This is a genomic window from Martelella lutilitoris (assembly GCF_016598595.1).
Lineage (GTDB): Bacteria > Pseudomonadota > Alphaproteobacteria > Rhizobiales > Rhizobiaceae > Martelella > Martelella lutilitoris_A.
In genome coordinates, this window is record NZ_CP066786.1 from 1,870,288 (window position 1) to 1,894,511 (window position 24,224).

At 63.0% G+C, this 24,224-nt stretch carries 23 protein-coding genes and 1 tRNA gene; 18 read left to right on the plus strand and 6 right to left on the minus strand.

The window, feature by feature from the left end:
* The first annotated feature begins 1 nt into the window (after position 1).
* The 6 genes from JET14_RS08850 (at position 2) to ilvC (ending at position 6,316) form a co-directional block, all read left to right on the plus strand.
* Positions 2-1,660 carry a dipeptide ABC transporter ATP-binding protein gene (locus JET14_RS08850; RefSeq protein ID WP_200337690.1) on the plus strand — a complete coding sequence of 553 codons (1,659 nt, stop codon included), beginning with the start codon at positions 2-4 and terminating at the stop codon, positions 1,658-1,660.
* Positions 1,657-2,589, plus strand: a complete 933-nt coding sequence (locus JET14_RS08855) for an ABC transporter permease (RefSeq protein ID WP_018064484.1) — start codon at positions 1,657-1,659, stop codon at positions 2,587-2,589. The genes JET14_RS08850 and JET14_RS08855 overlap by 4 nt, the downstream gene beginning before the upstream one ends.
* Complete coding sequence (locus JET14_RS08860) at positions 2,586-3,440, plus strand: ABC transporter permease (RefSeq protein ID WP_200337691.1); 855 nt, start codon at positions 2,586-2,588, stop codon at positions 3,438-3,440. Before JET14_RS08855 ends, JET14_RS08860 begins: the two co-directional genes overlap by 4 nt.
* Positions 3,441-3,475: 35 nt before the next feature.
* Positions 3,476-3,967 (plus strand): hypothetical protein, encoded by a 492-nt coding sequence (locus JET14_RS08865; protein WP_200337692.1) that lies wholly within the window; start codon positions 3,476-3,478, stop codon positions 3,965-3,967.
* A gap of 650 nt (positions 3,968-4,617) precedes the next feature.
* Complete coding sequence (locus tag JET14_RS08870) at positions 4,618-5,241, plus strand: TetR/AcrR family transcriptional regulator (protein ID WP_200337693.1); 624 nt, start codon at positions 4,618-4,620, stop codon at positions 5,239-5,241.
* Between the two features lie 55 nt (positions 5,242-5,296).
* Positions 5,297-6,316, plus strand: coding sequence for a ketol-acid reductoisomerase (gene ilvC, locus JET14_RS08875; RefSeq protein ID WP_200337694.1), 1,020 nt, complete (start codon positions 5,297-5,299; stop codon positions 6,314-6,316).
* Between the two features lie 66 nt (positions 6,317-6,382).
* Here ilvC and JET14_RS08880 read toward each other — a convergent pair whose 3' ends face one another.
* Entirely contained in the window at positions 6,383-7,357 is a 975-nt protein-coding gene (locus JET14_RS08880; RefSeq protein WP_200337695.1) for an endonuclease/exonuclease/phosphatase family protein, read from the minus strand.
* 236 nt (positions 7,358-7,593) lie between these two features.
* Here JET14_RS08880 and JET14_RS08885 point away from each other — a divergent pair, with 236 nt between their 5' ends.
* The 6 genes from JET14_RS08885 to JET14_RS08910 all read left to right on the plus strand — a co-directional run bounded on the left by JET14_RS08885 (position 7,594) and on the right by JET14_RS08910 (position 12,623).
* Complete coding sequence (locus JET14_RS08885) at positions 7,594-8,820, plus strand: PLP-dependent aminotransferase family protein (RefSeq protein WP_200337696.1); 1,227 nt, start codon at positions 7,594-7,596, stop codon at positions 8,818-8,820.
* 128 nt (positions 8,821-8,948) lie between these two features.
* Positions 8,949-9,695 carry an NUDIX hydrolase gene (locus tag JET14_RS08890; RefSeq protein WP_200337697.1) on the plus strand — a complete coding sequence of 249 codons (747 nt, stop codon included), beginning with the start codon at positions 8,949-8,951 and terminating at the stop codon, positions 9,693-9,695.
* A gap of 36 nt (positions 9,696-9,731) precedes the next feature.
* Positions 9,732-10,640, plus strand: a complete 909-nt coding sequence (locus JET14_RS08895) for a PhzF family phenazine biosynthesis protein (RefSeq protein ID WP_200337698.1) — start codon at positions 9,732-9,734, stop codon at positions 10,638-10,640.
* A gap of 134 nt (positions 10,641-10,774) precedes the next feature.
* A tRNA-Lys gene (locus tag JET14_RS08900) sits at positions 10,775-10,850 on the plus strand.
* Between the two features lie 185 nt (positions 10,851-11,035).
* Positions 11,036-11,296, plus strand: a complete 261-nt coding sequence (locus JET14_RS08905; protein ID WP_200337699.1) for a metal-sensing transcriptional repressor — start codon at positions 11,036-11,038, stop codon at positions 11,294-11,296.
* Between the two features lie 7 nt (positions 11,297-11,303).
* On the plus strand, positions 11,304-12,623 hold the full coding sequence (locus JET14_RS08910; protein ID WP_200337700.1) for an MFS transporter: 1,320 nt from the start codon (positions 11,304-11,306) through the stop codon (positions 12,621-12,623).
* Positions 12,624-12,719: 96 nt separating this feature from the next.
* Here the strand turns inward: JET14_RS08910 and JET14_RS08915 are convergent, their stop codons facing one another.
* On the minus strand, positions 12,720-14,138 hold the full coding sequence (locus tag JET14_RS08915; RefSeq protein ID WP_200337701.1) for a helix-turn-helix domain-containing protein: 1,419 nt from the start codon (positions 14,136-14,138) through the stop codon (positions 12,720-12,722).
* 217 nt (positions 14,139-14,355) lie between these two features.
* Between JET14_RS08915 and aceA the strand changes: the two genes are divergently transcribed.
* Both aceA and JET14_RS08925 read left to right on the plus strand, forming a co-directional pair.
* Complete coding sequence (gene aceA, locus JET14_RS08920) at positions 14,356-15,642, plus strand: isocitrate lyase (protein ID WP_200337702.1); 1,287 nt, start codon at positions 14,356-14,358, stop codon at positions 15,640-15,642.
* A gap of 40 nt (positions 15,643-15,682) precedes the next feature.
* A complete protein-coding gene (locus JET14_RS08925) occupies positions 15,683-15,955 on the plus strand; it encodes an SMc00767 family acetate metabolism repressor (RefSeq protein ID WP_200337703.1) in 273 nt (90 codons plus the stop codon).
* Positions 15,956-15,997: 42 nt separating this feature from the next.
* Here the strand turns inward: JET14_RS08925 and JET14_RS08930 are convergent, their stop codons facing one another.
* From JET14_RS08930 to iolG, 4 genes are all read right to left on the minus strand, one after another.
* Complete coding sequence (locus JET14_RS08930; RefSeq protein ID WP_200337704.1) at positions 15,998-16,753, minus strand: glutaredoxin family protein; 756 nt, start codon at positions 16,751-16,753, stop codon at positions 15,998-16,000.
* A gap of 94 nt (positions 16,754-16,847) precedes the next feature.
* Positions 16,848-17,012: a hypothetical protein gene (locus tag JET14_RS08935; protein WP_200337705.1), complete on the minus strand. Its 165-nt coding sequence runs from the start codon at positions 17,010-17,012 to the stop codon at positions 16,848-16,850.
* Positions 17,013-17,117: 105 nt separating this feature from the next.
* A complete protein-coding gene (recQ, locus tag JET14_RS08940; RefSeq protein WP_246750579.1) occupies positions 17,118-18,938 on the minus strand; it encodes a DNA helicase RecQ in 1,821 nt (606 codons plus the stop codon).
* A 183-nt stretch (positions 18,939-19,121) separates the two neighbouring features.
* The gene (gene iolG / locus JET14_RS08945; protein ID WP_200337706.1) at positions 19,122-20,126 is read right to left on the minus strand and encodes an inositol 2-dehydrogenase; all 1,005 of its coding nucleotides are present in this window, start codon (positions 20,124-20,126) and stop codon (positions 19,122-19,124) included.
* A 114-nt stretch (positions 20,127-20,240) separates the two neighbouring features.
* Here iolG and JET14_RS08950 point away from each other — a divergent pair, with 114 nt between their 5' ends.
* The 4 genes from JET14_RS08950 to JET14_RS08965 all read left to right on the plus strand — a co-directional run bounded on the left by JET14_RS08950 (position 20,241) and on the right by JET14_RS08965 (position 24,222).
* Positions 20,241-21,077 (plus strand): MurR/RpiR family transcriptional regulator, encoded by an 837-nt coding sequence (locus tag JET14_RS08950; protein WP_200337707.1) that lies wholly within the window; start codon positions 20,241-20,243, stop codon positions 21,075-21,077.
* 125 nt (positions 21,078-21,202) lie between these two features.
* The gene (locus JET14_RS08955) at positions 21,203-22,150 is read left to right on the plus strand and encodes a sugar ABC transporter substrate-binding protein (protein WP_200337708.1); all 948 of its coding nucleotides are present in this window, start codon (positions 21,203-21,205) and stop codon (positions 22,148-22,150) included.
* 207 nt (positions 22,151-22,357) lie between these two features.
* On the plus strand, positions 22,358-23,440 hold the full coding sequence (locus JET14_RS08960) for an ABC transporter permease (RefSeq protein ID WP_432443082.1): 1,083 nt from the start codon (positions 22,358-22,360) through the stop codon (positions 23,438-23,440).
* A gap of 2 nt (positions 23,441-23,442) precedes the next feature.
* Positions 23,443-24,222, plus strand: a complete 780-nt coding sequence (locus JET14_RS08965) for an ATP-binding cassette domain-containing protein (protein WP_138749160.1) — start codon at positions 23,443-23,445, stop codon at positions 24,220-24,222.
* Positions 24,223-24,224: the final 2 nt, after the last annotated feature.

A 24,224-nucleotide genomic window follows, 5' to 3' on the forward strand; every position in this document is an offset into this window, starting at 1 on the left:
GGTGCCGGACCGTCAGACCGACCTGCTTGAAATCCGCGGCCTGACGATAGCGCTGCCGGGGGGCGCGGACCGCGACCATGCGGTCCGCGGCCTCGATCTTTCGATCCGGCGGGGCGAATGCGTCTGCCTCGTCGGCGAAAGCGGCTCGGGCAAGTCGATCACCGCGCAAGCCCTGCTCGACATGCTGCCGCGCGGGCTGGAGAAGACCGAAGGCGAGATCGTGTTCGAGGGCGCGCCGCTGCCGGCGGGCGATCCCGCTGCCATGCGCCGTATCCGTGGCGACCGGATCGGCCTGATCTTCCAGGAGCCGGCGGCTACCCTTGATCCGGTGATGACGGTCGGAAAGCAGATCGAGGAACTCCTGAAGGTTCATAGCATGGGTTCGGCCCGCGCGCGCCGGACCCGCGCCATGGAGATGATCAAGGCCGTGCGGCTTGCCGATCCCGAGCGCATCCACAAATCCTATCCGCACCAGCTTTCCGGCGGCCAAGCCCAGCGGATCGCGATCGCCATGGCGCTGGCGCTGAAGCCGGCGCTCCTGATCGCAGACGAGCCGACGACCGCGCTCGACGTGACCACGCAGGCGGAAATCCTGGCGCTGATCCGCGAGCTGCAGCATGAATTCGGGGCCGGCCTTCTGTTCATCACCCACGATCTTTCCGTCGTCGCCGATATCGCCGACCGAGTGATGGTGATGCGCGAGGGCGAGGTCGTGGAAACCGGCACGCGCGATACGATCTTCGAGGCGCCGCGGCATCCTTACACGATCCGTCTGCTCGAAAGCCTGCCGCGTCCCGGCGCGAATGCGTCCCCCGAGCGGGCGGCACCTGTGGTGCTGGAAGCGCGCGATATCGCCATCACCTATCATCAGCGCGACGGCGTTTTCGGCACTCGCGCCATCGAGGCCGTGCGCGGCGTATCGCTCACCCTGAAGCGCGGCGAAACCCATGGCCTCGTCGGCCAGAGCGGATCGGGCAAGTCCTCGCTCGTGCGCGGCATCCTCCAGCTCGAGCCGCTCTCCGGTGGGACGGTGCTTCTCGATGGCACCGATATCGGCGAAAACGGCATGACGCGCGCCATGCGCAAACGTATCCAGCTTGTGCAGCAGGACCCGTTCAGCGCGCTGAACCCGCGCCAGAAGGCCGGGTGGAGCGTTGCCGAGGGCGCGCTGATCCACGGCGCGACCCGGAAGCAAGCGGCTGAACGCGCCCGCGAAATGCTTGCGTTGGTCGGCCTGCCCGAACAGGCCTTCGACCGTTTTCCGCATGAATTTTCCGGTGGTCAGCGCCAACGGCTCTGCATTGCCCGCGCGCTGGTGGTGGAGCCGGAAATTCTTGTGGCCGACGAGGCGATCTCGGCCCTCGACGTTTCGATCCAGGCGCAAATCCTGGCGCTGTTTGCGTCGCTGCAGAAAAAGCTCGGCTTTGCCATGCTGTTCGTGACCCATGATCTTCGCGTTGCCGCTTCGATCTGCGATGAAGTGACGGTGATGTATCGCGGCGAGGCGGTGGAGCAGGGACCGGCCTCGCAGGTGCTGGTGACGCCGGCCCATGACTACACAAGAACGCTGCTCGATGCGGTTCCCGACCGAGCCGGCCGTGCGACATCGTCCCTTGCGCGCGCCGCACGCGTCACTGCCACGGGAGGCGATCCCTCATGACCCGGGTCATCCTGTTCCGCATTCTGCGTTCGCTGGCGACGCTGCTGATCGCGGTGACGATCGTGTTCTTCTTCATCCGCCTGTCGGGCGATCCGGCGCAGGCGCTCGCCCCGCCGGATGCGCCGCCCGAGGTGGTGGAGGCCTATCGCGTCAAGCTGGGGCTCGACAAGCCGCTGCCTGTTCAATACGCGAACTACGTTCTCGGCCTGTTTCAGGGCGATTTCGGCTATTCGATCCACACCGGAAAATCCTCTCTGACGCTGTTTCTCGAACGGCTTCCGGCGACCCTGATGCTGGGCGGAACGGCGCTTGCCATCGCGGTCATCTTCGGCATCTCCATCGGCGCGGTCGCCGCGCTCAACCGCAACAGCTTCATCGACCGGCTGGTGATGGGCTTTTCCGTCTTCGCCTTCGCCATGCCGAACTTTTTCTTCGGTCTCGTGGTGATTTTGACGGGCGCGCTGGTCTTCGGCGTGTTCTTCGGCGCGGCCGCCAACGGCCAGATTTCGCTGCTTCTGCTCTTGCCGCCGGCGGCGACGCTTGGGCTTGCCTCCATGGGCGCATTCGCCCGGTTCACGCGGTCCTCGCTGCTGGAGACGATCAACCAGCCCTTCATGATGGCGCTCGAGGCGCGCGGCGTTCCGGCTTCAAGACGGCTGTGGCGGCATGCCGCGCCCAATGCCGCCATTCCGATCGTCACCATGCTCGGCCTCAGCCTCGGCAGCCTGGTCGCCGGCGCGGTGGTGACGGAGCAGGTCTTCGCCTGGCCGGGCGTCGGGCAATTGCTGGTGCGCTCGGTCGCCACCCGCGATATCGCCGTGGTCCAGTTCCTGGTGCTGGCCGTCACCTTCTCCATGACCTTCGCCAACCTCGCGGTCGATATCCTCTATTCGTTTCTCGACCCCCGAATCCGGAGGGCCGCGTCATGACGACCTTCCGCGATATGCCGCTTGCGGTGCGCATCGCCATCGGCTTCGTCATCCTGTTCGTGCTGTTCGCCCTTTTCGGCGGTTTCCTCACGCCCTACGATTTCCGCCAGACCTCGCTGCTCGACCGGTTCGAGCCCCCGGTCTTTCTCGGCGGCACCTGGGACCACGTGCTGGGCACGGACGGGCGCGGGCGCGATCTGCTGGCCCGCCTTGCCATGGGCGCGAAGGTGACGCTTCTGGTCGCCATCTTCGGCACGCTGATCGGCGCGGTGTTCGGCTCGCTTCTGGGGCTGATCGCCGGCGGACGGCGCGGCAAGGCCGATACGCTGATCATGATGGCGGTCGATGTGCAGGCCTCGGTTCCGATCATCATCATCGCGCTCTTCGTGCTCGCGCTGTTCAAGAGCAGCCTGCTGCTGATCGTGATCATGGTCGGCTTCAGCGGCTGGGAGAATTATGCCCGTCTGGTTCGCGCCTCAACGCTTTCCGTGCGCGAACGCGGCTATGTCACAGCCGAGCGGGTTCTGGGCGCATCATCCGCGCGAATCTACCTGCGCTATATCCTGCCCAATATCTTCAACGTCATCCTGGTGCAGTTCACCATCAACCTGCCGCTGACGGTGCTTCTGGAAACGGCATTGAGCTTTCTCGGCCTTGGCGTGCAGCCGCCGATGACAAGTCTTGGCCAGATCATGAGCGACGGGCGCGACCGGCTCTTGACCTCGTGGTGGCTCACCATGTTCCCGGGCGCCATCATCTTTTTCCTGGCGCTGTCGGTATCCATCGTCGGCGACTGGCTGCGCGACCAGCTTGACCCGACCCTTCGCAATTCGGGCCGGAGCGGAACCTGATCCGCAAACGGCCTTTTCGACAATCGACTTACAGAATGAAAGACACCACCATGCTGATTGACGATCTCGCCACGGGCCGGGGCCTTCCCGCCATCGAACCGAAACGCTTCGACAATACGCGCCTGAGCGGCGTCTACCGTTCCGAGCATCCGCAAAGCTACTGGAGCAACGGCCAGTTTCCGGCCGGCTTCCGCCTGACGCTGACCATGCGCTTTGCCGAGAATTTCCTGGCCTATGAGGGCGTCAACGACACCAATCCCGACAAGCTCTACATCAACAAGTTCGATGCGACGCTCGATGACGAGCCTGCGCCGATTGCGGGCAATGCCCGTTACAACGAAGTGCGCATCCGCCAGCTTAGCGCGCGCGAATTCCAGGTGCTTGAACAGCTCGACGGCGATGTGGTCATCGGCCAGTACTGGTGCTTTTCCGAGGACGCCTCGACCCTGATGCGATGGGGCGTCGGCAAGGCGCCCGACGGCGGCTCGAAGGCGTTTTTCGAGACGTTCGCGCGCGTGAATGAATAAGCGGGAAGGCTGGCGAATGGTTCGCGCCAAGGGGGCAGCTTGGTCTGCGAGCCTGCCGGGAAAGAACGGTGGTCGCCCGCCGGTTCCAACGGGCAATGCGGCGCGAAACCCGGCCTGACTATATCGACAGGGGGACAAACGAGAAACACCCCGGCGCAGGGTTCTGCCGGGGTGTTTCCGGAGGTCATCGTAAACGTGCAAGACTGAGGGCAGAGACGTGCCGATCAGGAGCCGCATCACGATGAAGACGGGACGGGCGGAAGGGATCGCCCGTGCTGTTGAAAGAAAGATAGTTTCTCTGCGTTCCATAGTCAATCGTTTGATTAAATTTTTTCGTGCATGGCGCCACGCTCGCCTGGAGGCCCTGTCCTGCAGCGGTTGAGCCGCTATTTGCGGCTTTGCGTCTGGCGGATGAAGACTTGTATTTTGTCTCGGCCGGAGGCGGGGAAAGCGGCAGGGCCACGCGGTGTGCGCAGCTTGAAAGTCCGCCTTCGGCTCGGAAGGCGCCACCTGGACCTCTTCTCGGTTCCATGCCCGAAGCTTCCTACCCGGCCCCAATGCGCGAATTCGCCGTTTTGACCGCTTGACGGCGGCGCGAAACTGCTGCAATAGGTACCGTACCGTACCGTACCAGATGCGAGAGCAGGACCTTGATCGACGACGTCGACACCGAACTTCATTTCACGCCCCGCCAGCAGGCGGTTCTCGAACAGGCGCTCAGGCTGCTTGTCGAAGGCGGGGAGAAGTCCGTCACGACGGCGGGCATCGCCCGCGCGGCCAGTTGTTCCAAGGAAAGCCTCTACAAGTGGTTCGGCGACCGCGACGGCCTGCTTTCCGCCATGATCGCCTATCAGGCCAGCAAGGTCAGGACATTCGAGAGCGCCGGCCACAGGCTTGACGCCGACGAATTGCGCCATCACCTCTCTGCCTTCGCACAGGACCTGCTCGAGGTGCTGGCCGGCGATGTTTCGCTCGCGCTCAACCGCCTTGCGATCGGTCGCGTGACCAAGGACGGACAGAAGCTTGGCCGCTTGCTGCTGGAGCGCGGCCGCGCCCAGATCGACCAGCGGGCGAGGGCGCTTCTGGAGGACGGGCGGCGGTCCGGGCTTTTGGTGTTCGATAACGGCGACGAGGCCTACCGCGTGTTCTATGGCCTTATCGTCGGTGACAGCCATGTTCGCTTCCTGCTTGGGGAGGCTGCCGATCGCAGCCTGTTCCGGCGCCGGGCCGAACGGGCTGTGGAAAGATTCTGGACGCTTTTTGCGGCCGCATGAATTGCCTGCCGCAGGGCGCGGTCAGGCGAAGCTTTTGTCAAGGGAAGGAAAGACAATGCGTGTTTATTACGATCAGGATGCGGATATCAACCTCATTAACGGCCGCAAGGTCGCCATCATCGGCTACGGCTCGCAGGGCCGCGCCCATGCGCTGAACCTGAAGGAAAGCGGCGCGAAGAACATCGTCATCGCGCTGCGCGCCGGTTCGGCCACCGCGAAGAAGGCCGAAGCCGACGGCTTCGAGGTCAAGACCGTTGCCGACGCGGCCGCCTGGGCCGACCTGATGATGATGGCGACGCCTGACGAACTGCAGGCCGGCATCTACAAAAGCGAGATCGCGCCCAACATCCGCGACGGCGCGGCGATCGCCTTTGCCCACGGCCTCAACGTTCATTTCGGCCTGATCGAGCCGAAGAAGACCGTCGACGTCATCATGATCGCGCCGAAGGGCCCCGGCCATACGGTGCGCGGCGAATATCAGCGCGGCGGCGGCGTTCCCTGCCTCGTGGCCGTTGAGCAGGATGCCTCCGGCAACGCGCTCGATGTCGCGCTCTCCTATGCCTCCGGCGTTGGCGGCGGTCGCGCCGGCATCATCGAGACGACCTTCCAGGAAGAGTGCGAGACCGACCTCTTCGGCGAGCAGGCCGTTCTCTGCGGCGGTCTGGTCGAGCTCATCCGCGCCGGTTTCGAAACCCTGGTCGAAGGCGGCTATGCGCCGGAAATGGCCTATTTCGAATGCCTGCACGAAGTGAAGCTGATCGTCGACCTGATCTATGAAGGCGGCATCGCCAACATGAACTACTCGATTTCGAACACGGCCGAGTGGGGCGAATATGTCACCGGTCCGCGTATCGTCACCGAGGAAACCAAGGCCGAGATGAAGCGCGTGCTGAAGGACATCCAGACCGGGAAGTTTACCGCCGAATGGATGCAGGAATGGCACTCGGGCGCTGCCCGCTTCAAGGCCACTCGCCGTCTCAACGATCGTCATCAGATCGAGGAAGTCGGCGAGAAGCTGCGCGGCATGATGCCCTGGATCAAGAAGGGCGCGCTGGTCGACAAAGAGCGCAACTGAGTTTTCGCGTCCGCGCGAACGGATACGGGAAGGCCGGCCCTTGCGCCGGCCTTTTCGGATTCGGGCTCAGAGATCGAGGACAATCCAGGCAGGGTCGTGGTCGCTGCCATCCCCGCCATGTTTCGTGCGCCGGTCGATGAAGGCTTCCTGAAGCCTTGGCGCAAGCGCGGGACTGAGCCAGATCTGGTCATACTGCTCGTAAAGCGGCAGAGCCGGACCTGGCGGATTGTAGCGATGGGTCCAGTTGGTTTCCGTCGGTCCGTCACCCTGTCCCGGCGACTCGGGTTTTGGCGGCCGCGTCTCCCTGGCGTCCGCAAGGCCGTTTACGAGCGGCCGGCCGGCGATAACGGTCATCGGAGCAAGATAGGGCGAGTCCGGCGGGTCGTTCATGTCGCCCAAGAGCACGAAGCGGCCGTTTTCGCCCTGTTCCGCTTCGATGATCTTCCGCGTCATCTCGGCCTGCTGCCGTCGTCGCTCATTCGCGCGTCGGGCGCCCTCGACCGGATCTTCATCAAACGGAACATAGTGGCTTTTCATGTGCGTGTTGTAGACGGAAAAGGCGGTCTCGCCGGTCGCGTCGAGAATATCGACGCGTACGAGATCGCGGCCGAACACGCGCTTGCGGGGCGCATCGGGGTGCCGCGCTGCCTGGTGAGAGGTAATCGGGCCGATCGGGAGCCGCGAGAGCAGCCCCACATCGATCAGCCGTGTGTCGTTGCCTTCAACCAGCACGACCTCCGGGTAGAGACCGCGAAGATAGTCGCGATTGAACTTGCGCAGGATCTCGACATGTTCGACCTCCTGAACAGCAAGCACGTCGACATCCATGATTTCGAGAATCCGTCGCGCGATTTCCGCCGTGTCCTGCGGATCCTTTTGCTTTACCAACCTGCCCATGAAAGTTCGCACATCGACCTCATTCGGGGCGAAGGTGAGCGTCAGCCCGCCCTCGTCGATGTCGGGATCCGCCGCGACCTCGGCTTGAAAGTTGAACCGCGAAAACAGATTGTTGAGATTGAAGGTCCCGACCTTGACTGCCATCCGACGTCTCCTCTCCCGATCAGGCTCCGAGTGTGCCATGCGTTCTATGACGCTTTCGTGACATCATATGGCACTTACAACCTTGATCTCGCCTCGAAATTACACAAAATTACGCCGGGGCCGCGAATATGGACAGAAAATTGCGAAAACCGCACGAAAAATAGGTCAGTATTGTTGACTTAAATGGACGGCTATGGTCATCTACGGCCACCAAAAAAGACTTCGAGGAAACCCCCATGCTTGACTGGGAAAAAATCTACGCGACGCGCGCCAAACGCATGGGCGCGTCCGAAATCCGCGAACTTCTGAAGCTTCTCGACCAGCCCGACATCATTTCCTTCGCGGGCGGGATTCCGGATCCGGCGCTGTTTCCTGCCGCGGAATTCCAGGCGGCCTATAATGATATTCTCGCCGGTCCCGAGGCCGGGCAGGCATTGCAATATTCGGTGAGCGAGGGCTATCCGCGCCTGCGCGAGTGGATCGTCAAGCGCATGCGCGCGCGCGGCATCGATGCTGACCTGGAGAATATCTTCATCACATCCGGTTCGCAGCAGGCGCTCGATTATCTCGGCAAGCTGATGCTCTCGCCGGGCGATACCGCGCTGGTGAACTGGCCGACCTATCTGGGCGCGCTGCAGGCCTTCAACGCCTATGAACCGCGTTACGATAAGTTGGACCTGTCGCGAAACGCCGCGCCGCAAGCCTATGCGCAGGCAGCGGAAAAGGCCGAAAGCCGCGTGAAGTTCGCTTATCTCTCGGCCGACTTCGCCAATCCGACCGGCGAATCGCTGTCGCAGATGGAGCGCGAGAAGCTGCTCGATATTGCCGAAGCGCTCGATATCGCGGTGATCGAGGACGCCGCCTACCGGGCGCTGCGCTATGAAGGCGAGCGGCAGAAAACCTTGCTGGCGATGGATTGCGAGCGCTCCGGCGGTATCGAGAACACCCGCACGCTTTACTGCGGCAGCTTTTCCAAGACGCTGTCGCCCGGCCTTCGCGTCGGCTGGGTCTGCGCCGCGACGCCGATCATCAAGCGCCTGGTTCTCGCCAAGCAGGCCGCCGACCTGCATTCGCCGACCATCAACCAGATGGCGATCGCGCGCGTGGCGGAAGCGCATTTCGAGGCGCAGGCCGAAAAGATCAACACCGTCTATCGCGAGCGCCGCGACGCGATGCTGAAGGCGCTTGCCGATTACATGCCGACCGGCGTCGAGTGGACGCGACCGCAAGGCGGCATGTTCGTCTGGCTGACCCTGCCGGAAAGCATGGATGCAGCGGCCCTTCTGCCGGTGTCGCTGAAGAGCGCCAAGGTCGCCTTCGTGCCGGGCAACGCCTTTTATGCCGATGGCAGCGGGCCCAACCACCTGCGCCTGTCCTTTTCCTGTTCCGCTCCGGAAGTCATTGATGAGGGCATCAGGCGTCTCGGCGCGGTCTTGACCGAGGAACTGGCCGCCGCGGCCTGATTTCCGGCGTTTTTCATTGCCATCCGTGCAAGGCCCGTCATCGTCATGGCGGGCCTTTTGTTTGGCGGGCCTCTCCTATAGCGTGCAGGTGCCCGCTCTGTCATACCCACATTTCAGCAGGATTTCTCATGCCCGTTTCGCTTCTGACCGCCCCGCAGGACTGGCCCCCGGAAAACGAGGCCTTTCCGATCCGCGAGATCGACATCCGCGTCACGGAGGAGGATCCGGTCGGCCTTCAGCGCTTCGACGCCGAGGTCGCTGAGAACTGGAAACGCGAGAAGGCTGCCAACCCCCATCTCTTCAATGGTCGCCTTGTGGCGCTCAACCAGGTGAACCTGTGCGACGGCGCGGTGAGGGCGACGGGGCAGCTTGTTCCTTACGCCTATCACCTCTGGTGGCGTTGCCAGGACGAAAAGCCGCGGACCTTCCACAGTTTCGGCATGCCGGTCATCCGCTCGGCCGACGGGGCGATCATTGCCATTCGCATGAGCAGCATCACAGCCAATGCCGGCAAGGTCTACTGCGCTTCCGGCTCTCTGGAGGAGGATGACATCGTCGATGGCCGCATCGATCTTGATGCCAACATGGCGCGGGAGGTCGCCGAGGAGACCGGCCTCGCGCTTGACGACATGGAGCCCGAGCCGGACTATTTCTGCGCATGGTGCGGCCAGATCGTCATGTTTTATCGCTTCTTCCAGTCGTCGCTTGACGCGGCCGGCCTGATGGAGCGGGTCCGCGACCATATGCGCCGGGATAGGGAAGGGGAAATCGATGCCGTTCTGGCGATAACCGGCGACAACAGGGACGATTTCGATTACGCCCATTCCATGCCGCCCGTGCTGGATCTTGTTTTCGGCACGCGCGGAAGAGGGTAGACTGTGCGGCGAAATGGCAGAGGAGCTTTTGCTGAGATGCGGGAATATGCGATCTATGATGTGTTCACGGCGGAGCGCTATCATGGCAATCCGCTGGCCGTCGTCTTCGATGCCCAGGGGCTGAGCGATGACGAGATGCAGACCATTTGCTGCGAGTTCAACCTCTCCGAGACGATTTTCCTGCTGGCGCCGAACCATGTGTCGCAGTCGGCCGCCGCGCGCATCTTCACGCCGGGCGGGGAACTGCCCTTTGCCGGCCACCCGACCGTGGGCGCCGCGATCGCGCTCGCCGAGCGCCAGCACGGCAGCGACAGCGAGATCGACATGGTCTCCGTCATCGGCGAGAAGATCGGCCCGGTGCGCTGTGCCGTCAAACTCAGGCAGGATGCCGCCAGCTTTGCCGAATTCGATCTGCCAAAACTCTCGCATCGCTGCGTTGAGAAGATTGCGCGTGAAAATCTTGCCGAGGCGCTTGGCATCGGAGTCGACGAAATCGGTTTTGAAAATCATGTTCCAACGATCTGGTCGGCGGGCGTTCCGTTCGCGCTCATCCCCGTCAGAAATCTCGGGGTTGCGGAGAAAATCGACTTCGATCCGCGTCGCTGGAATTCCTTTTCTCCGTTGATCGAGGGGCTCCCGGTCTGGGCCTATGTCTATACCCGCGGCGGTGTGCGACACGATATCCATTTTCACACCCGGATGTTTGCGACCGACGGTATTACCGAGGACCCGGCGACCGGATCCGCCGCCGCGGCGTTCTCGGGCGCCATCCAGCATTTCGACGCGCCGGGCGAGGGGTCCCATTCCTTCGTCATCGAACAGGGCGTCGAAATGGGGCGGCCCTCCTATATCAGGTTGAACCTTGAGACCGGGCCTGGCGGGGAGATCAGCGCCGCCCGCATCGGCGGCCAGGCCGTGTGCGTGGCGCGCGGCACGTTGCTCTAGCGCGTTTTCGCGGCCGTGTTCGGGGCTTTGTAAAGAAAAGGAAATTGGCGTCAAAAAAATGAAACAGGACGCTGGACAATCCGCCGAATCCCCATTATACGGCCCTCACACGACGCGAAAGCGATGTGTCTCGTGGGTGATTAGCTCAGTTGGTAGAGCAGCTGACTCTTAATCAGCGGGTCGTAGGTTCGAGACCTACATCACCCACCATTTTCCTTCCCTTTGTCTTCGTGGCGTGTTGAGTCCGGCAGTTTTCGGTCGGCCTCGTTCTGTCCTTCTGCATGCTGTTTTCCCGGTTTCCATTTCGCCCGCTTGCGGCCGGAACGCACGTCGGTGGTCCAATGGGGGTTTTTCCACCCCTTTTCATATCCTCCCCGGGTGGATAATATCGGGGCATGAGCCATGAACATCGTCATCAAAGCCATCCCCGGATCGTCGCGCGGCTGAAGCGGGCCGAGGGGCATCTCGGTTCGGTTGTCGCGATGATCGAGGCGGGGCGTCCCTGCCTGGATGTCGCCCAGCAGCTTCAGGCCGTCGAAAGCGCGATCCGCAATGCCAAGCAGGCGCTCATCCATGATCACGTGGACCATTGCCTCGACGCGGACGGCGCCGAGACCGGGCGCGCCGAACTGAAGGCAATCACCCGCTATCTCTGAGGCCCCGATGCTGGACATTCTCGCCGACCGCACCTACCGACATCTCTTCCTCGCGCAGATCGTCGCGCTGCTCGGCACGGGACTGGCGACGGTCGCGCTCGGGCTGCTTGCCTATGACCTGGCCGGGCAGGGGGCGGCAATGGTGCTCGGCACGGTCTTCGCCATCAAGATGGTGGCCTATGTCGGCATCGCGCCGATTGCCGGCGCCTTTGCCGAGCGCATGAACCGCCGCCGGCTTCTGGTTGCGCTCGACCTGGTGCGCGCGGCGTGCGCCCTTGCGCTTCCGTTCGTCACCGCCGTCTGGCAGGTCTATCTGCTGATCTTCCTGCTGCAATCGGCCTCGGCCGCTTTCACGCCGACATTCCAGGCGACCATCCCGGATGTGCTGAAGGAAGAGGAACGCTACACGCGGGCGCTGTCGCTGTCCCGGCTTGCCTACGACCTGGAGAATATCGCCAGCCCGACGCTTGCCGCCCTGCTTCTGGCGGCAATGAGCTACGATGCGCTGTTTCTCGGCACGGTCGCCGGTTTCCTGGCTTCGGCGCTGCTCGTCGTCTCGGTGGTTCTGCCGAGCCCCAGGGCGGCAGAGCCACGCGGCATTTACGACCGGACGACGCGCGGCATCCGCATCTATCTCGCCACGCCGCGTCTGCGCGGGCTTCTGGCGCTCAGCCTTGCAGTTGCCGCCGCGGGCGCGATGGTTCTGGTCAATTCGGTGGTGCTGGTGCGCGGTCTGCTGGGCCTCTCGGCGAGCGATCTCGCCTGGACGATGTTCGCATTCGGCGCCGGATCGATGACTGCCGCAATCCTGCTGCCAAAGGTCCTCGACCGGGTTCCCGACAGGCCGGTGATGCTCACCGGCGCCCTACTGATGGCGGCGGCGCTTGCGGCGCTCGCGGCGGAAATTGCTCTTGGTGGGTTTGTCTGGCTCGCGTTGCTTGTCGCCTGGTTTCTTGTCGGTCTCGGCTACTCGGCGGTGCTGACGCCATCGGGGCGATTGCTGCGCCGTTCTGCCCACCCTGAGGACCGTCCGGCCCTGTTTGCGGCGCAGTTCGCGCTCTCCCACGCCTGCTGGCTGCTGACCTATCCGCTTTCGGGCTGGCTCATGACTGCGTTCGGCGCGGTGGCCGCCCTTCTGGCTCTGGCCGCTCTTGCCGGCCTTGGCGTTGTCATCAGTCTCTCGCAGTGGCCGGCGGGCGAGGACGAAGCGATCGAGCACAGCCACGACAACCTGCCGCTTGATCATCCGCACCTCAAAGGACACAGGACGCACAGCCATTCGCTTGTGATCGATGACATCCACCCGCGCTGGACCAACCGGTTCTAGAGCGCGTCTGCTGTTCTCCGCATCGCGAAAGCGCTCTATCCATGTGCTTTGAGGCGTCTTTGGGCGTCAGATGTTACCGTCTGGCTGCGCGGCGCTTCAGCGGAAGTCGAAAGCCGAAAGACCGGCGACCATCTCGTCAAGGCCGAGCGGCCGGGTGACCGGAGGCTCGGCGCGCGACAGGCAGCCCGGGCGTTCGCACAGGCGGCAGACCGGCCCGACGGGCACGGACCCCGCCCGCGCGCCGCCGTCTTCTGCATAGGCCGTGGCCGATGCCTTGTCCCAGCGCAGGCCGAGAAGGATCGCCGTCACATGCAGGCGTTCGCCGAGCGCCGGTTCCGGTCCTTCCAGCGTGCGCGAAAGCGTCAGATAGCCGACGCCGTCCGGCATTTCCACATGTCGGGAGACGATCCGGCCGGGCTGGCTGAAGGCGTCATAGAGATCAAGGCGCGGGCATTCGCCGCGAAAACCCGCATGCGGAAACCCTTCCGCGCCGATGCGGCGCAAGATATTGCCCGCCTGGTCGATCTCCATGGCGAAGAAGGCCGGTCCGGCATTCTCCAGCCGCTGCAGGCTGACGAGACGGGTAGCCGCCTGCTCGAAGGAAACGTCGAAACGGCCGCTGAGAAGGCCGATATCGAACCGGTCCCGGCGGGCGGCTTCGATGAATGGGCCATAAGGCATCATCAGCGCCAGCGCCGCATAGCGGGCGAGTTCGAACCGGGCGATGCGGCGGGCCTCGTCGCTCGACAGGTCGAGCGCCTTCACTTCCGCGGCGATCTCGTCGGCCAGCCCCAGGAGCACCGTTTCGATGGCGATCTCGCGCTTTCGGTCGCGCGGAGAGAAACGGGCAGAGATGAACAGCCGCATCGTGTGGCGGTCGAAACGGCGGCCGAGATTGACCATGGCATGCGGCGGCAGGATCCTGACGGTGATCCCGTGAGTTTGCATCAGCCAGGTTTTCAGGGCGGCCGAAAGCTCGTCGCCGGGGGCGAGCTCTGCGTGAAGGGCTTCTGCCGCGCGGTCCAGTGAATCAAAGAAATAGGGCCGGCGGGAGATTGCGTCGCGCACCTCCTCGTGCGGCAGGCGCTTGCCCGGCAGGTGGGTTTCACGCCCGTCATGGGCAAGAAGCGCGGAGAGGTCGGAGAGTCGGGCGGCCTGTTCGCAATAGGCGCGGTAAAGCTTGATGATGCCGATCGCCGCGTTCGGCGCGGCTTCGGCCACTTCGACGAGTTCCTGGTCGCCGGGCAGTTCTCCCGAAAGCAACGGGTCGGAAAACACCGATTTCAACTGGCTGATGGTGCCCGAGCTTTCGCCCTGGAGTTCGCCGATATCGATGTTGTAGACGGCGGCGAGCTTGAGCAGAAGCTGCACGGTCAACGGCCGCTGGTTGCGTTCGATGAGGTTGAGATAGGAGGGCGAAATCGAAAGCGCCTCGGCCATCGCCGTCTGCGTCAGGTCAAGGCCCTTGCGGATGCGCCGCAGCCGCGGCCCCGCGAAAATCTTCTTCTCCGTCATCCGGTCTCCTCCAGGCCGATTTGATGATTTACAAATTTTACAGTTTTACTTGCCGTCTCTGTCAAGCAGAATACAAGATAACCCGAATTCGCGCTTGATCTAAGCCAATTCTGTAGATTTGCAATCATCAATTCAGTAAAAAATGTCACATGAACTGTCGCCAAGTGGTGTTTAGCACCGGTCGACTTTCAAATTGCCTGGAAGAGGAGGAATGGGCATGTCTGAATTTTACAATCTTGTCGAGGGCGCCGCAGAGGGCCGGTTTGACGGCATCGAGCGCAGCTACAGCGCGGACGACGTCAAGCGGCTGCGCGGCTCGGTCCGCATCCGCTCGACGCTGGCGGAGGAGGGTGCCAAGCGGCTCTGGAAGCTGATCCATGAGGATGATTTCGTCAATGCGCTCGGCGCGCTGTCGGGCAACCAGGCCATGCAGATGGTTCGCGCCGGGCTGAAGGCGATCTATCTCTCCGGTTGGCAGGTCGCAGCCGACGCCAATACCGCCTCCGCCATGTATCCGGACCAGTCGCTCTATCCGGCCAATGCCGGCCCCGAGCTTGTAAAGCGGATCAACAAAACCCTTCAACGTGCTGATCAGATTGAGATATCAGAGAGAAGTGGGCTTTCTGTCGAGACCTGGTTCGCTCCGATCGTCGCCGATGCGGAAGCCGGCTTCGGCGGGCCGCTCAACGCCTTCGAGATCATGAAGGCCTATATCGAGGCGGGCGCTGCCGGCGTTCATTTCGAGGACCAACTGGCCTCTGAAAAGAAATGCGGCCATCTCGGCGGCAAGGTTCTGATCCCGACGGCGGCCCATATCCGCAACCTGACCGCCGCCCGGCTTGCCGCCGACGTCATGGGCGTTCCGACGCTGGTCATCGCGCGCACGGATGCCGAGGCGGCCAAGCTCCTGACCTCCGATATCGACGAGCGCGACCAGCCCTTTGTCGATTATGATGCCGGCCGCACGGCGGAGGGCTTCTACCGCGTCCGCAACGGGCTCGAGGCCTGCATCGCCCGTGCCGTCGCCTATGCGCCTTACTGCGATCTCATCTGGTGCGAGACCTCCAAGCCGGATCTGGAGCAGGCGCGCAAATTCGCCGAGGGCGTGCACAAGCACCATCCGGGCAAGCTTCTCGCCTATAACTGCTCGCCCTCCTTCAACTGGAAGAAGAACCTGAGCGACGAGGATATCGCGCGCTTCCAGCGGGAACTCGGCGCCATGGGCTACAAGTTCCAGTTCATCACCCTTGCCGGCTTCCATCAATTGAATTTCGGCATGTTCGAACTGGCGCGCGGCTATCGCGACCGTCAGATGGCCGCCTACAGCGAGTTGCAGCAGGCCGAGTTCGCGGCGGAAGCCAACGGCTATACCGCGACCCGTCACCAGCGCGAGGTCGGTACCGGCTATTTCGATGCCGTCTCGATGGCGATCACCGGCGGCACGGGCTCGACCACGGCGATGGGCGAATCAACCGAAACCGCGCAGTTCCAGGCGGCCGAATAGGCCGGCGGAATAGATTATTTCCCGAAGAGGAGGAGAAGAAATGACGCGCAGGATCAACGTCAAGGAACGCGCCGAGGCCCAATCGACGCGGATGAGCAGCGAGCAGCAGGCGGCAATCCGCATGGTCGCCAATGATCTGCACCGGCTGAACCAGTCGGTCATGCGGGCGGTCGATGCCGGGGTTTCCGTCGAGATCATCCGCTCGGCTCGTCACCACGGCGGGACCAGGAGCTGGGGCGATCTTCTGGTGCCGATCATCATCGCCGGGAACGCGGAAGAGCCTGCGCCCGAGGAAAGCCTGGCTGAGGGCTGAGAGAACGACGCGGGCAGGGCGACCGTGCCCTGTCCGCCCTTGTCACAGCAGCAAGGCCTTCAGCGGCATCCAGATGCCCATCAGCGTCATCATCAGGCTTTCGGTCAGCGAGACGAAGCCGAGCGGCACGGAGGACGAGCCGCCGACACAGGCGCATTTCAGCTCCCGCCTGTCGAGATAGACCGCCTTGAAGATGCTGACCGAGCCGACAAGCCCGATAAAGAGGGCGACGGGCGCAGAGATCCAGACCAGAGCGCCCGCCGTCATCAATATGCCGGCAAGCGCCTCGCCGAAGGGGTAGATCCTGCCATACGGCACCCAGCGGCGCGCAAGAAGGTCGTAATTCAGGAACATCGTGGAAAAGCTTTCGACATCCTGAAGCTTCTGGATGGCGAGGATGGTCATCGACAGCGAAATGAACCATTCGACCATGCGCAGGGTCAGCGGATTGCCGTATTGATGCCAGGAAAGGCCGAGCGCCAGCAGAAGCGCAACCGCGAAGATCGCGATCACCGGCGTGTAGCTCGTGTCGCTCTGTTCTTCCGGCGGCGGATCGAGCTTGAAGAAGACCCGCAGGTCGTCATAGCCGCCGATCCGTTTGCCGTCGATGAAGGTCTGCGGCGTCGTCTCGACGCCGTGCTCCTCCATGAAGCCGTCGGTTTCCTCCCGCGTTTTCAGGTGATGGTCGTCGACGTCATATCCTTTGGATTTCAGAAGATGACGCGATTTCAGTCCGTAGGGGCAGATATGGTCGGGCATGACCATGCGGTAGAGCTTTGCTGTCTTTGCTTCAGCCATGGCGACTGTCCTCTCTTCTGGCGAAATCAATGAAAATCCCGCCGATCATGCGAAGCGGCGGGATTGCGAACATGCCGCTTGCGGCAAGCGATCGTCACGACTGGCTGTTGCCGTTCGGGCGCGAGCGGCCGTGGTTCTGAGAGGTGCTGGCGTCGGGCTCCTGGCCGAAATAGGTGCCGCCGAGATGGCCTCCGGCGCCCATGTGCTCGACCTGGCGCAGCGTGCGTTCCGTTTCCTTATCCTTGTCGATCTTGCTCATCGCAATTTCTCCTCTGGTTAGGACACTCATCCGGAAAACAGGTGGGCAGGGGAAATTGTTCCATCGGCCAGAGAGAAAACGCGGCTGATGAGGCGCGCGTTCGCCTCAGCCGTGCGCGCGGATCGTGTCGAGAAACTCCGCGCCATAGCGCTGCAGCTTGGTCTTGCCGACGCCCTGGATTTCGAGCATGGCCTCGGCGGAACCTGGCCGATGGCTGGCAAGCGCGATCAGCGTCGTATCGGGAAAGATCACATAGGGCGGCACGGCGAGTTCCTTGGCAAGCGCCGTGCGGGTGGCGCGCAGCGCTTCGAACAGGGACTGATCCTGTTCGGAAAGCGCGGCCTTGGCGTCGTTGCGTCTGCGCGTGCCGGAAGAGGCCTTGCCCTTCGGCGCCCGATCGACCCGGAAGCGCAGCGACTGCTCGTGCCGAAACACGGCGCGCGCCCCTTCCTCGAGCTTCAGCGCGCCATAGGCCTCATGGTCGACCCGGATCAGCCCCTTGGCAAGCAATTGCCGGTAGACCGATTGCCAGGTCTTGGGCGCGATGTCCTTGCCGGCGCCGAAGACGGGCATGGTCGTATGGCCGAAGCGTTCCGTCCGTTCGGTCTCGTTGCCGGTGAGCACATCGATCAGATGGCCCGCGCCGAAGCGCTCGCCGGTGCGGTAGATCGCGGCCATGGCCTTGATTGCGGCTTCCGTTCCATCCCAGGTCTCAACCGGCGAAAGGCAGGTGTCACAATTGCCGCAACCGCCTTCGTGCTTTTCCCCGAAATGGGCAAGGATCGCCTGGCGGCGGCAATCGGCGGTCTCGCATATGCCGAGCAGGGCATTGAGCTTGGCGCGCTCGACGCGCTTGATCTCATCGGCGGCGGCGGAGCGATCGATCATGCGACCGCGCTGGGTGACGTCGGCCATGCCATAGACCATCCAGGCATCGGCCGGAAGACCGTCGCGTCCCGCGCGTCCGGTCTCCTGGTAATAGGCCTCGACGGAGCCCGGCAGATCCAGATGGGCGACATAGCGCACATCCGGCTTGTCGATCCCCATGCCGAAGGCGACGGTTGCCACAAGGCAGAGTTCGTCCTCCTTCAGGAACGCGTCCTGATTGGCGTCCCTGACCTCGCGCGCCATGCCGGCATGATAGGCGAGCGCTCTTATGCCCTCGCCGTTCAGCCATTCCGCGGTCTCCTCCACCTTGGCGCGCGAGAGGCAGTAGACGATGCCGCTCTCGCCCTTGTGGCGTGAGAGGAAGTCGAGAAGCTGGCGGCGCGGCTGGGCCCGCTCGACGATCTCATAGGTGATGTTGGGCCGGTCGAAGGAGGTGGTGAAGACCGCCGCGTTCGTGAGCGCCAGCCGTTCGATGATGTCTTCGCGGGTATGGGGATCGGCCGTTGCCGTCAGCGCCATGCGCGGCACGCCGGGAAAGGCCTCCGCCAGCCGGTCGAGCGCGCGGTATTCCGGGCGGAAATCATGGCCCCACTGGGAGACGCAATGGGCCTCGTCAATGGCGAAGAGCGCGATCTGAAGGTCGCGCATCATCTCCATGAAACCGGCCGTGGCGACGCGTTCCGGCGTGACGTAGAGAAGGTCGATTTCGCCGCGCGCAAGGGCCCGCCGCGTTGCGATGAAATCCTCCTGCGACAGCGAGGAGTTCATCGCGGCTGCGTGGACGCCAAGCTGTTTCAGCGCCTCGACCTGGTCGCGCATCAACGCGATCAGCGGCGAGATCACCACGCCGACGCCCTGGCGGCAGAGGGCGGGAACCTGATAGCAGAGCGACTTGCCGGCCCCCGTCGGGAACAGAACCACGGCATCGCCGCCCGAGACGACCTGATCGATCACGGCGGCCTGTTTTCCGCGAAATTTCGAGTAGCCGTAGATTTCCTTGAGGACGGCGAGCGGTTCGGCGAGGGTGCAATCGGGCAAGAGCGATTCCTTGAGGTGGCAGAGACCGCCACTATCGCAAATCCCGTCGTCCGGATCGAGCCTGCCGGCGCGTTTTACCGCCGCTGAAATGTGCCTGCATGGGCAATAGCCCGAAACGCCGGGCAGCGTTTCGAGCAGTCCCCATCCTCGAATCTCGCATTGCCTCGGGCTTCGGCAAGACGCTCAGCCCCGGATCTCCGAGACATAGACCAGGCGCTTCTCGCGCGCCGAAAGATCGGCGGCTTCCGCGATCTCCAGCGCCTTCAGACCGTCATCGCCGCTCGGCGACATCGCCGCGCCCGATTTCAGGTTCTCAGCGAAACTGCGGATTTCGGCGGCAAAGGCGTCGACATAGCGGGTCATGAAGAAGTCATAGATCGGCGGCCGCAGAAAACCCTCGGCCGTTGCCAGCTCGATCGACGCGGGCCGCAGGTTTTCCGCCGAAACAGCGCCTTTCGAGCCCAGAACTTCAATCCGCTGGTCGTAGCCGAATGTGGCCCGGCGCGAGTTGGAAATCGTGCACTGGCGGCCGGAAACGGTGGTCAGGATGGTCGAGGCGCTGTCGAAATCGCCGATCTTGCCGATCTCCGGGTCGATCAGCGCCGAGCCACTGGCCTGCACGGTCTCGATCTCCTCGCCGAGCAGGAACCGGCTCATGTCGAAATCATGGATCGTCATGTCCTTGAAGAAGCCGCCGGAGGAGGCGAGGTAGGAGATCGGCGGCGGGGCGGGGTCGCGGGAAATAATATGCAGCATTTCCGGATTGCCGATCTTGCCGTCGGCGATCGTCTGCTTCAGCGCCTGGAAATTGGGATCGAACCGGCGGTTGAAGCCGAGCATCAGCCGCGTCCCGGTCTCCGCAACGACGGCAAGGCACTGGCGGGCGCGGGCCGAATCGAGATCGACCGGCTTTTCGCAGAAGATCGCCTTGCCGGCGCGGGCGAATTTCTCGATCAGATCGGCATGGGTCCCGGTCGGCGTGGCGATGATCACCGCGTCGATAGTGTCATCGGCGGCGATATCGTCGATCGTCGAGACAACGGTCTCGTAAAGCGCGGCAATCTCGCCGGCGGCTTCAGCATTTGCGTCGGCGATGGCGGCGAGCCGGACGCCTGCCACCGAGGTGACGGCGCGCGCGTGAACGCGGCCTATCCGTCCTGCGCCCAAAAGTGCAATCGATACAGTCATATATCCTCCCGCTATTCCGTATCGGCGAACGATCTTGTGCCGCTTGTGAAAATGGAATAAAAATTCTAAAAACATCAAATGTAGAATATGTCAAGTGCAATAGCGGAGCTGCCCATGCCCAACCATGAAAGTGATGCGCCCGATACGATCGACGCCTTTTTTGCCCGTCTCGCGGAGCGCTCACCGGGCTTCCCCAAGCGCCTGAAGCAATGCGCCGATTTCGTTGCCGCCAATCCGGACCGGGTGGCGGTCTCGACGGTGGCCGAGCTTTCGGCGGAGGCCGGCGTTCAGCCTTCCGCCTTCATGCGGTTCTGCCAGGAACTTGGCTTTTCGGGCTTTTCCCAGATGCAGCGTCTGTTCCGGAGCGACTATTCGCGCAAGTGGCCGGATTATGCGACGCGTATCGACTCGCTCAGGAATCACGGTTCCGACAGTCCGGCGGCGCTGCTCGCCGAATTCGTAGAGGTCGGCCGTCTGTCGCTTGAGAACCTGTTGGCCTCGGTCGAGACGGAAGCGCTGAACGAGGCCGTGGCGATGCTGGCAAAGGCCGAGACCATCCACCTCGTCGGCTTCCGCCGTGCCTTTCCGGTCACCTCCTATCTCGCCTATGCCTTCGAGAAGATGGATATTCCGGCAATGCTGCATACGGGAATTGCGGGGCTCGGGCTGGAGTATGCCATTCGGCCCAATGATGCCGTGCTCGCCGTCACCTTTGCTCCCTATACCGAGCGCACGCTGGAGATCGCGGAAGCGGGAAGGGCGCGCGGCGCAGGCCTTGTTGCCATCACCGATTACGTCACCAGCCCGCTGGTGCGGCTCGGCGCCACCACGCTCAACGTGGCCGAACCCGATGTCGGCGCCTTCCGGGCCCTCTCCGGATCGCTGTCGCTGGCGATCTCGCTTGCAGTGTCCGTGGGCGCCGCACGCAAGAATGGAAAAAATAGAAAATAAATATTGCAATCGTCACAGAATGGAATTTAAATTCCCTCCCGGGGCGTGAACCGGTTTCGCGTTCCGATATTGCCCTTGCCGGGAGGAGGTCGGGGCGAATTCATCCCTTGGAGGAGGACTTGAAGATGAAAAGCAGATTTCTTGCGCTGGCGGCTGCTGCCGTTGCACTGACGAGCCTGGCGCCCGCCGCGGCCTGGGCCGAGGGCGAGCGCTTCGTGCTGATCTCGCATGCGCCCGACAGCGACAGCTGGTGGAACACGATCAAGAACGCGATCAATGTCGCGGGCGACCAGATGGATGTCGAAGTGGAATACCGCAACCCCCCGACCGGCGACCTTGCCGATATGGGCCGCATCGTCCAGCAGGCGGCCGCGTCCAATCCGGACGGCATCATCGTCACGATCGCCGATTATGACGTTCTTTCCGGTCCGATCTCGGATGCCGTGGCCAAGGGCATTCCGGTGATCACCATCAATTCGGGCACGGAGGAGCAGTCCAAGCAGCTCGGCGCGATGATGCATGTGGGCCAGCCGGAATATATGGCGGGCAAGCTTGCCGGCGAGCGCGCCAAGAAGGAATCGGATGCCGACAGCTTCCTGTGCGTCAACCACTACATCACCAATCCGGCATCCGTTGAGCGCTGCCAGGGCTTTGCCGATGGTCTGGGCGTTGAGCTCGGCCAGCAGATGATCGACAGCGGCATGGACCCGTCCGAGGTCAAGTCGAAGGTGATGGCCTATCTGAACGCCAATCCGGATACCGGCGCGATCCTGACGCTCGGCCCCAACTCGGCTGAGCCGACGATTGCCGCGCTTGATGAAACCGGCAAGGCGGGGCAGGTCTATTTCGGTACGTTCGACCTTTCGAGCGGCATTGCCGATGCGATCAAGGCCGGCACGATCAACTTCGCCATCGACCAGCAGCCCTATCTGCAGGGCTATCTGCCGGTGGTCATCCTGACCAACTACGCCCGCTACGGCGTGATGCCGGGCAACTCGATCAATTCCGGGCCCGGCTTCATCACCGACAGCAATATCGAACTGGTTGAAAAATACGCCGGTCAGTATCGCTGACGTTTGACAATGGCGACGCCGCGCGGATTTGCCGCGCGGCGTCCTGGCCGGCAACCGCCGGTTTTTTGAGACGCCCGGTACGGCAGGCAGCGAAAACGCGCCGCCGGCGCGGGAAACCATTGCCTACGTGGCGGAGACAATCTGATGTCCAAAACCCATGAACAAAAGCCGCACCGGCCGATCGAGGAACTGATCCTCGAGGAGCGCATGCGCCCGGTGCCGCGCTGGCGCAAGGCGCTGATCAGGCCGGAGCTCGGCTCCATCTGCGGCACCATTCTCGTCTTCGTGCTGTTTGCCATGATTGCCGGCGACAGTGGAATGTTTTCGGCCGAAGGCTTCATCAACTGGGGCACGGTCTCGGCGCAGTTCGCCATCATCGCCGTCGGTGCCTGCCTGTTGATGATCGCGGGTGAATTCGACCTGTCGATCGGCTCGATGATCGGCTTTTCCGGCATCATCATCGCGCTTTTGACAGTGCAGTGGGGTTGGCCCGCCTGGCTTGCGATCATCACCGCCTTTGCCGTCGCGCTCGCTATCGGCGCGCTGAACGGCTTTCTGGTGATCCGCACCGGCCTGCCGTCCTTCATCGTCACGCTCGCTTTCCTGTTCATCCTTCGAGGGCTGACGATCTTCATCGCCATCTCGACCACCGGCAAGACGATCATCGGCGGCGTGCGCGAGGCGTCCGAGGGTGATTTCGTCGCCGCGCTTTTCGGCGGCAAGGTGTTCGGCGGCTTCTTCCGCTGGCTTGCCGACAATGACATGATCGCGACCTTCGTCGCCGGCCCGCGCGCCGGTCAGCCCGTCGTCGACGGCATTCCGATGCTGATGGTCTGGGCACTGATCCTGATCGTGCTCGGCCATTTCCTTCTGGTGCGGACGAAATTCGGCAACTGGATCTTCGCCGCCGGCGGCGATGCCCAGGCCGCGCGTTATGTCGGCGTGCCGGTCAACCGGGTGAAGATCCTGATGTTCATGCTGACGGCCTTCTGCGCCACCATCTTTGCCACCTGCCAGGTGATGGAGTTCGGCTCGGCGGCGGCAGACCGCGGCCTTCTGAAGGAGTTCGAGGCGATCATTTCGGTGGTCATCGGCGGCGCGCTGCTCACCGGCGGCTACGGGTCCGTCATCGGCGCGGCGCTTGGCGCGCTGATCTTCGGCGTGGTTCAGCAGGGCCTGTTCTTCGCGGGCGTCGAGAGCTCGCTGTTCCGCGTCTTCCTCGGCGTCATCCTGCTGCTTGCCGTCATCCTCAACACCTATATCCGCCGTCGCATCACGGGAGAACGCTAGAGATGAGCGCACCTCTGATCGAACTTCAGGAAATCGAAAAGCATTTCGGCCCGGTGATCGCGCTGGCCGGCGTCTCGCTCTCGGTGATGGCCGGGGAATGCCATTGCCTCCTTGGCGATAATGGCGCGGGCAAGTCCACCTTCATCAAGACCATGTCGGGCGTGCACAAGCCGAGCTATGGCCGCATCCTTGTCGATGGCAAGGAAGTCAGTTTCAACGATCCGCGCGACGCGATGGCCGCAGGCGTTGCCACGGTATATCAGGATCTGGCGATGATCCCGCTGATGTCGGTGACCCGCAATTTCTGGATGGGCCGGGAGCCCGAGCGGCGCATCGGCCCGATCAAGGTGTTCGACCACAAAAAGGCGGGCGCCATCACCGTCGAGGAAATGGCGAAGATGGGCATTCATCTGCGCTCGGCCGATCAGGCTGTCGGCACGCTGTCAGGCGGCGAGCGGCAGACGGTGGCCATTTCCCGCGCGGTCTATTTCGGCGCGCGGGTGCTGATCCTTGACGAGCCGACCTCGGCGCTCGGCGTGCGCCAGACGGCCAATGTGCTTTCCACCATCGATGCCGTGCGCAAGAAGGGCATCGGCGTCGTCTTCATCACCCATAATGTCCGTCATGCGCTTGCCGTCGGCGATCGCTTCACCGTCATCAATCACGGCAAGACGCTTGGCACAGCCAAGCGCGGCGAGATCAATGCCGAGCAGTTGCAGGACCTGATGGCGGGCGGGCGCGAACTTGTCGAACTCGAATCCTCGCTGGGAGGCACTGTCTAGAG

Coding starts and splice junctions, on each gene's coding strand:
- JET14_RS08855 (WP_018064484.1), top strand. CDS start 1,657: ATGACCCGGGTCATCCTGTTCCGCATTCTGCGTTCGCTGGCGACGCTG.
- JET14_RS08860 (WP_200337691.1), top strand. CDS start 2,586: ATGACGACCTTCCGCGATATGCCGCTTGCGGTGCGCATCGCCATCGGC.
- JET14_RS08865 (WP_200337692.1), top strand. CDS start 3,476: ATGAAAGACACCACCATGCTGATTGACGATCTCGCCACGGGCCGGGGC.
- ilvC (WP_200337694.1), top strand. CDS start 5,297: ATGCGTGTTTATTACGATCAGGATGCGGATATCAACCTCATTAACGGC.
- JET14_RS08880 (WP_200337695.1), bottom strand. CDS start 7,357: ATGGCAGTCAAGGTCGGGACCTTCAATCTCAACAATCTGTTTTCGCGG.
- JET14_RS08885 (WP_200337696.1), top strand. CDS start 7,594: ATGCTTGACTGGGAAAAAATCTACGCGACGCGCGCCAAACGCATGGGC.
- JET14_RS08890 (WP_200337697.1), top strand. CDS start 8,949: ATGCCCGTTTCGCTTCTGACCGCCCCGCAGGACTGGCCCCCGGAAAAC.
- JET14_RS08895 (WP_200337698.1), top strand. CDS start 9,732: ATGCGGGAATATGCGATCTATGATGTGTTCACGGCGGAGCGCTATCAT.
- JET14_RS08905 (WP_200337699.1), top strand. CDS start 11,036: ATGAGCCATGAACATCGTCATCAAAGCCATCCCCGGATCGTCGCGCGG.
- JET14_RS08910 (WP_200337700.1), top strand. CDS start 11,304: ATGCTGGACATTCTCGCCGACCGCACCTACCGACATCTCTTCCTCGCG.
- JET14_RS08915 (WP_200337701.1), bottom strand. CDS start 14,138: ATGACGGAGAAGAAGATTTTCGCGGGGCCGCGGCTGCGGCGCATCCGC.
- aceA (WP_200337702.1), top strand. CDS start 14,356: ATGTCTGAATTTTACAATCTTGTCGAGGGCGCCGCAGAGGGCCGGTTT.
- JET14_RS08925 (WP_200337703.1), top strand. CDS start 15,683: ATGACGCGCAGGATCAACGTCAAGGAACGCGCCGAGGCCCAATCGACG.
- JET14_RS08930 (WP_200337704.1), bottom strand. CDS start 16,753: ATGGCTGAAGCAAAGACAGCAAAGCTCTACCGCATGGTCATGCCCGAC.
- JET14_RS08935 (WP_200337705.1), bottom strand. CDS start 17,012: ATGAGCAAGATCGACAAGGATAAGGAAACGGAACGCACGCTGCGCCAG.
- iolG (WP_200337706.1), bottom strand. CDS start 20,126: ATGACTGTATCGATTGCACTTTTGGGCGCAGGACGGATAGGCCGCGTT.
- JET14_RS08950 (WP_200337707.1), top strand. CDS start 20,241: ATGCCCAACCATGAAAGTGATGCGCCCGATACGATCGACGCCTTTTTT.
- JET14_RS08955 (WP_200337708.1), top strand. CDS start 21,203: ATGAAAAGCAGATTTCTTGCGCTGGCGGCTGCTGCCGTTGCACTGACG.
- JET14_RS08960 (WP_432443082.1), top strand. CDS start 22,358: ATGCGCCCGGTGCCGCGCTGGCGCAAGGCGCTGATCAGGCCGGAGCTC.
- JET14_RS08965 (WP_138749160.1), top strand. CDS start 23,443: ATGAGCGCACCTCTGATCGAACTTCAGGAAATCGAAAAGCATTTCGGC.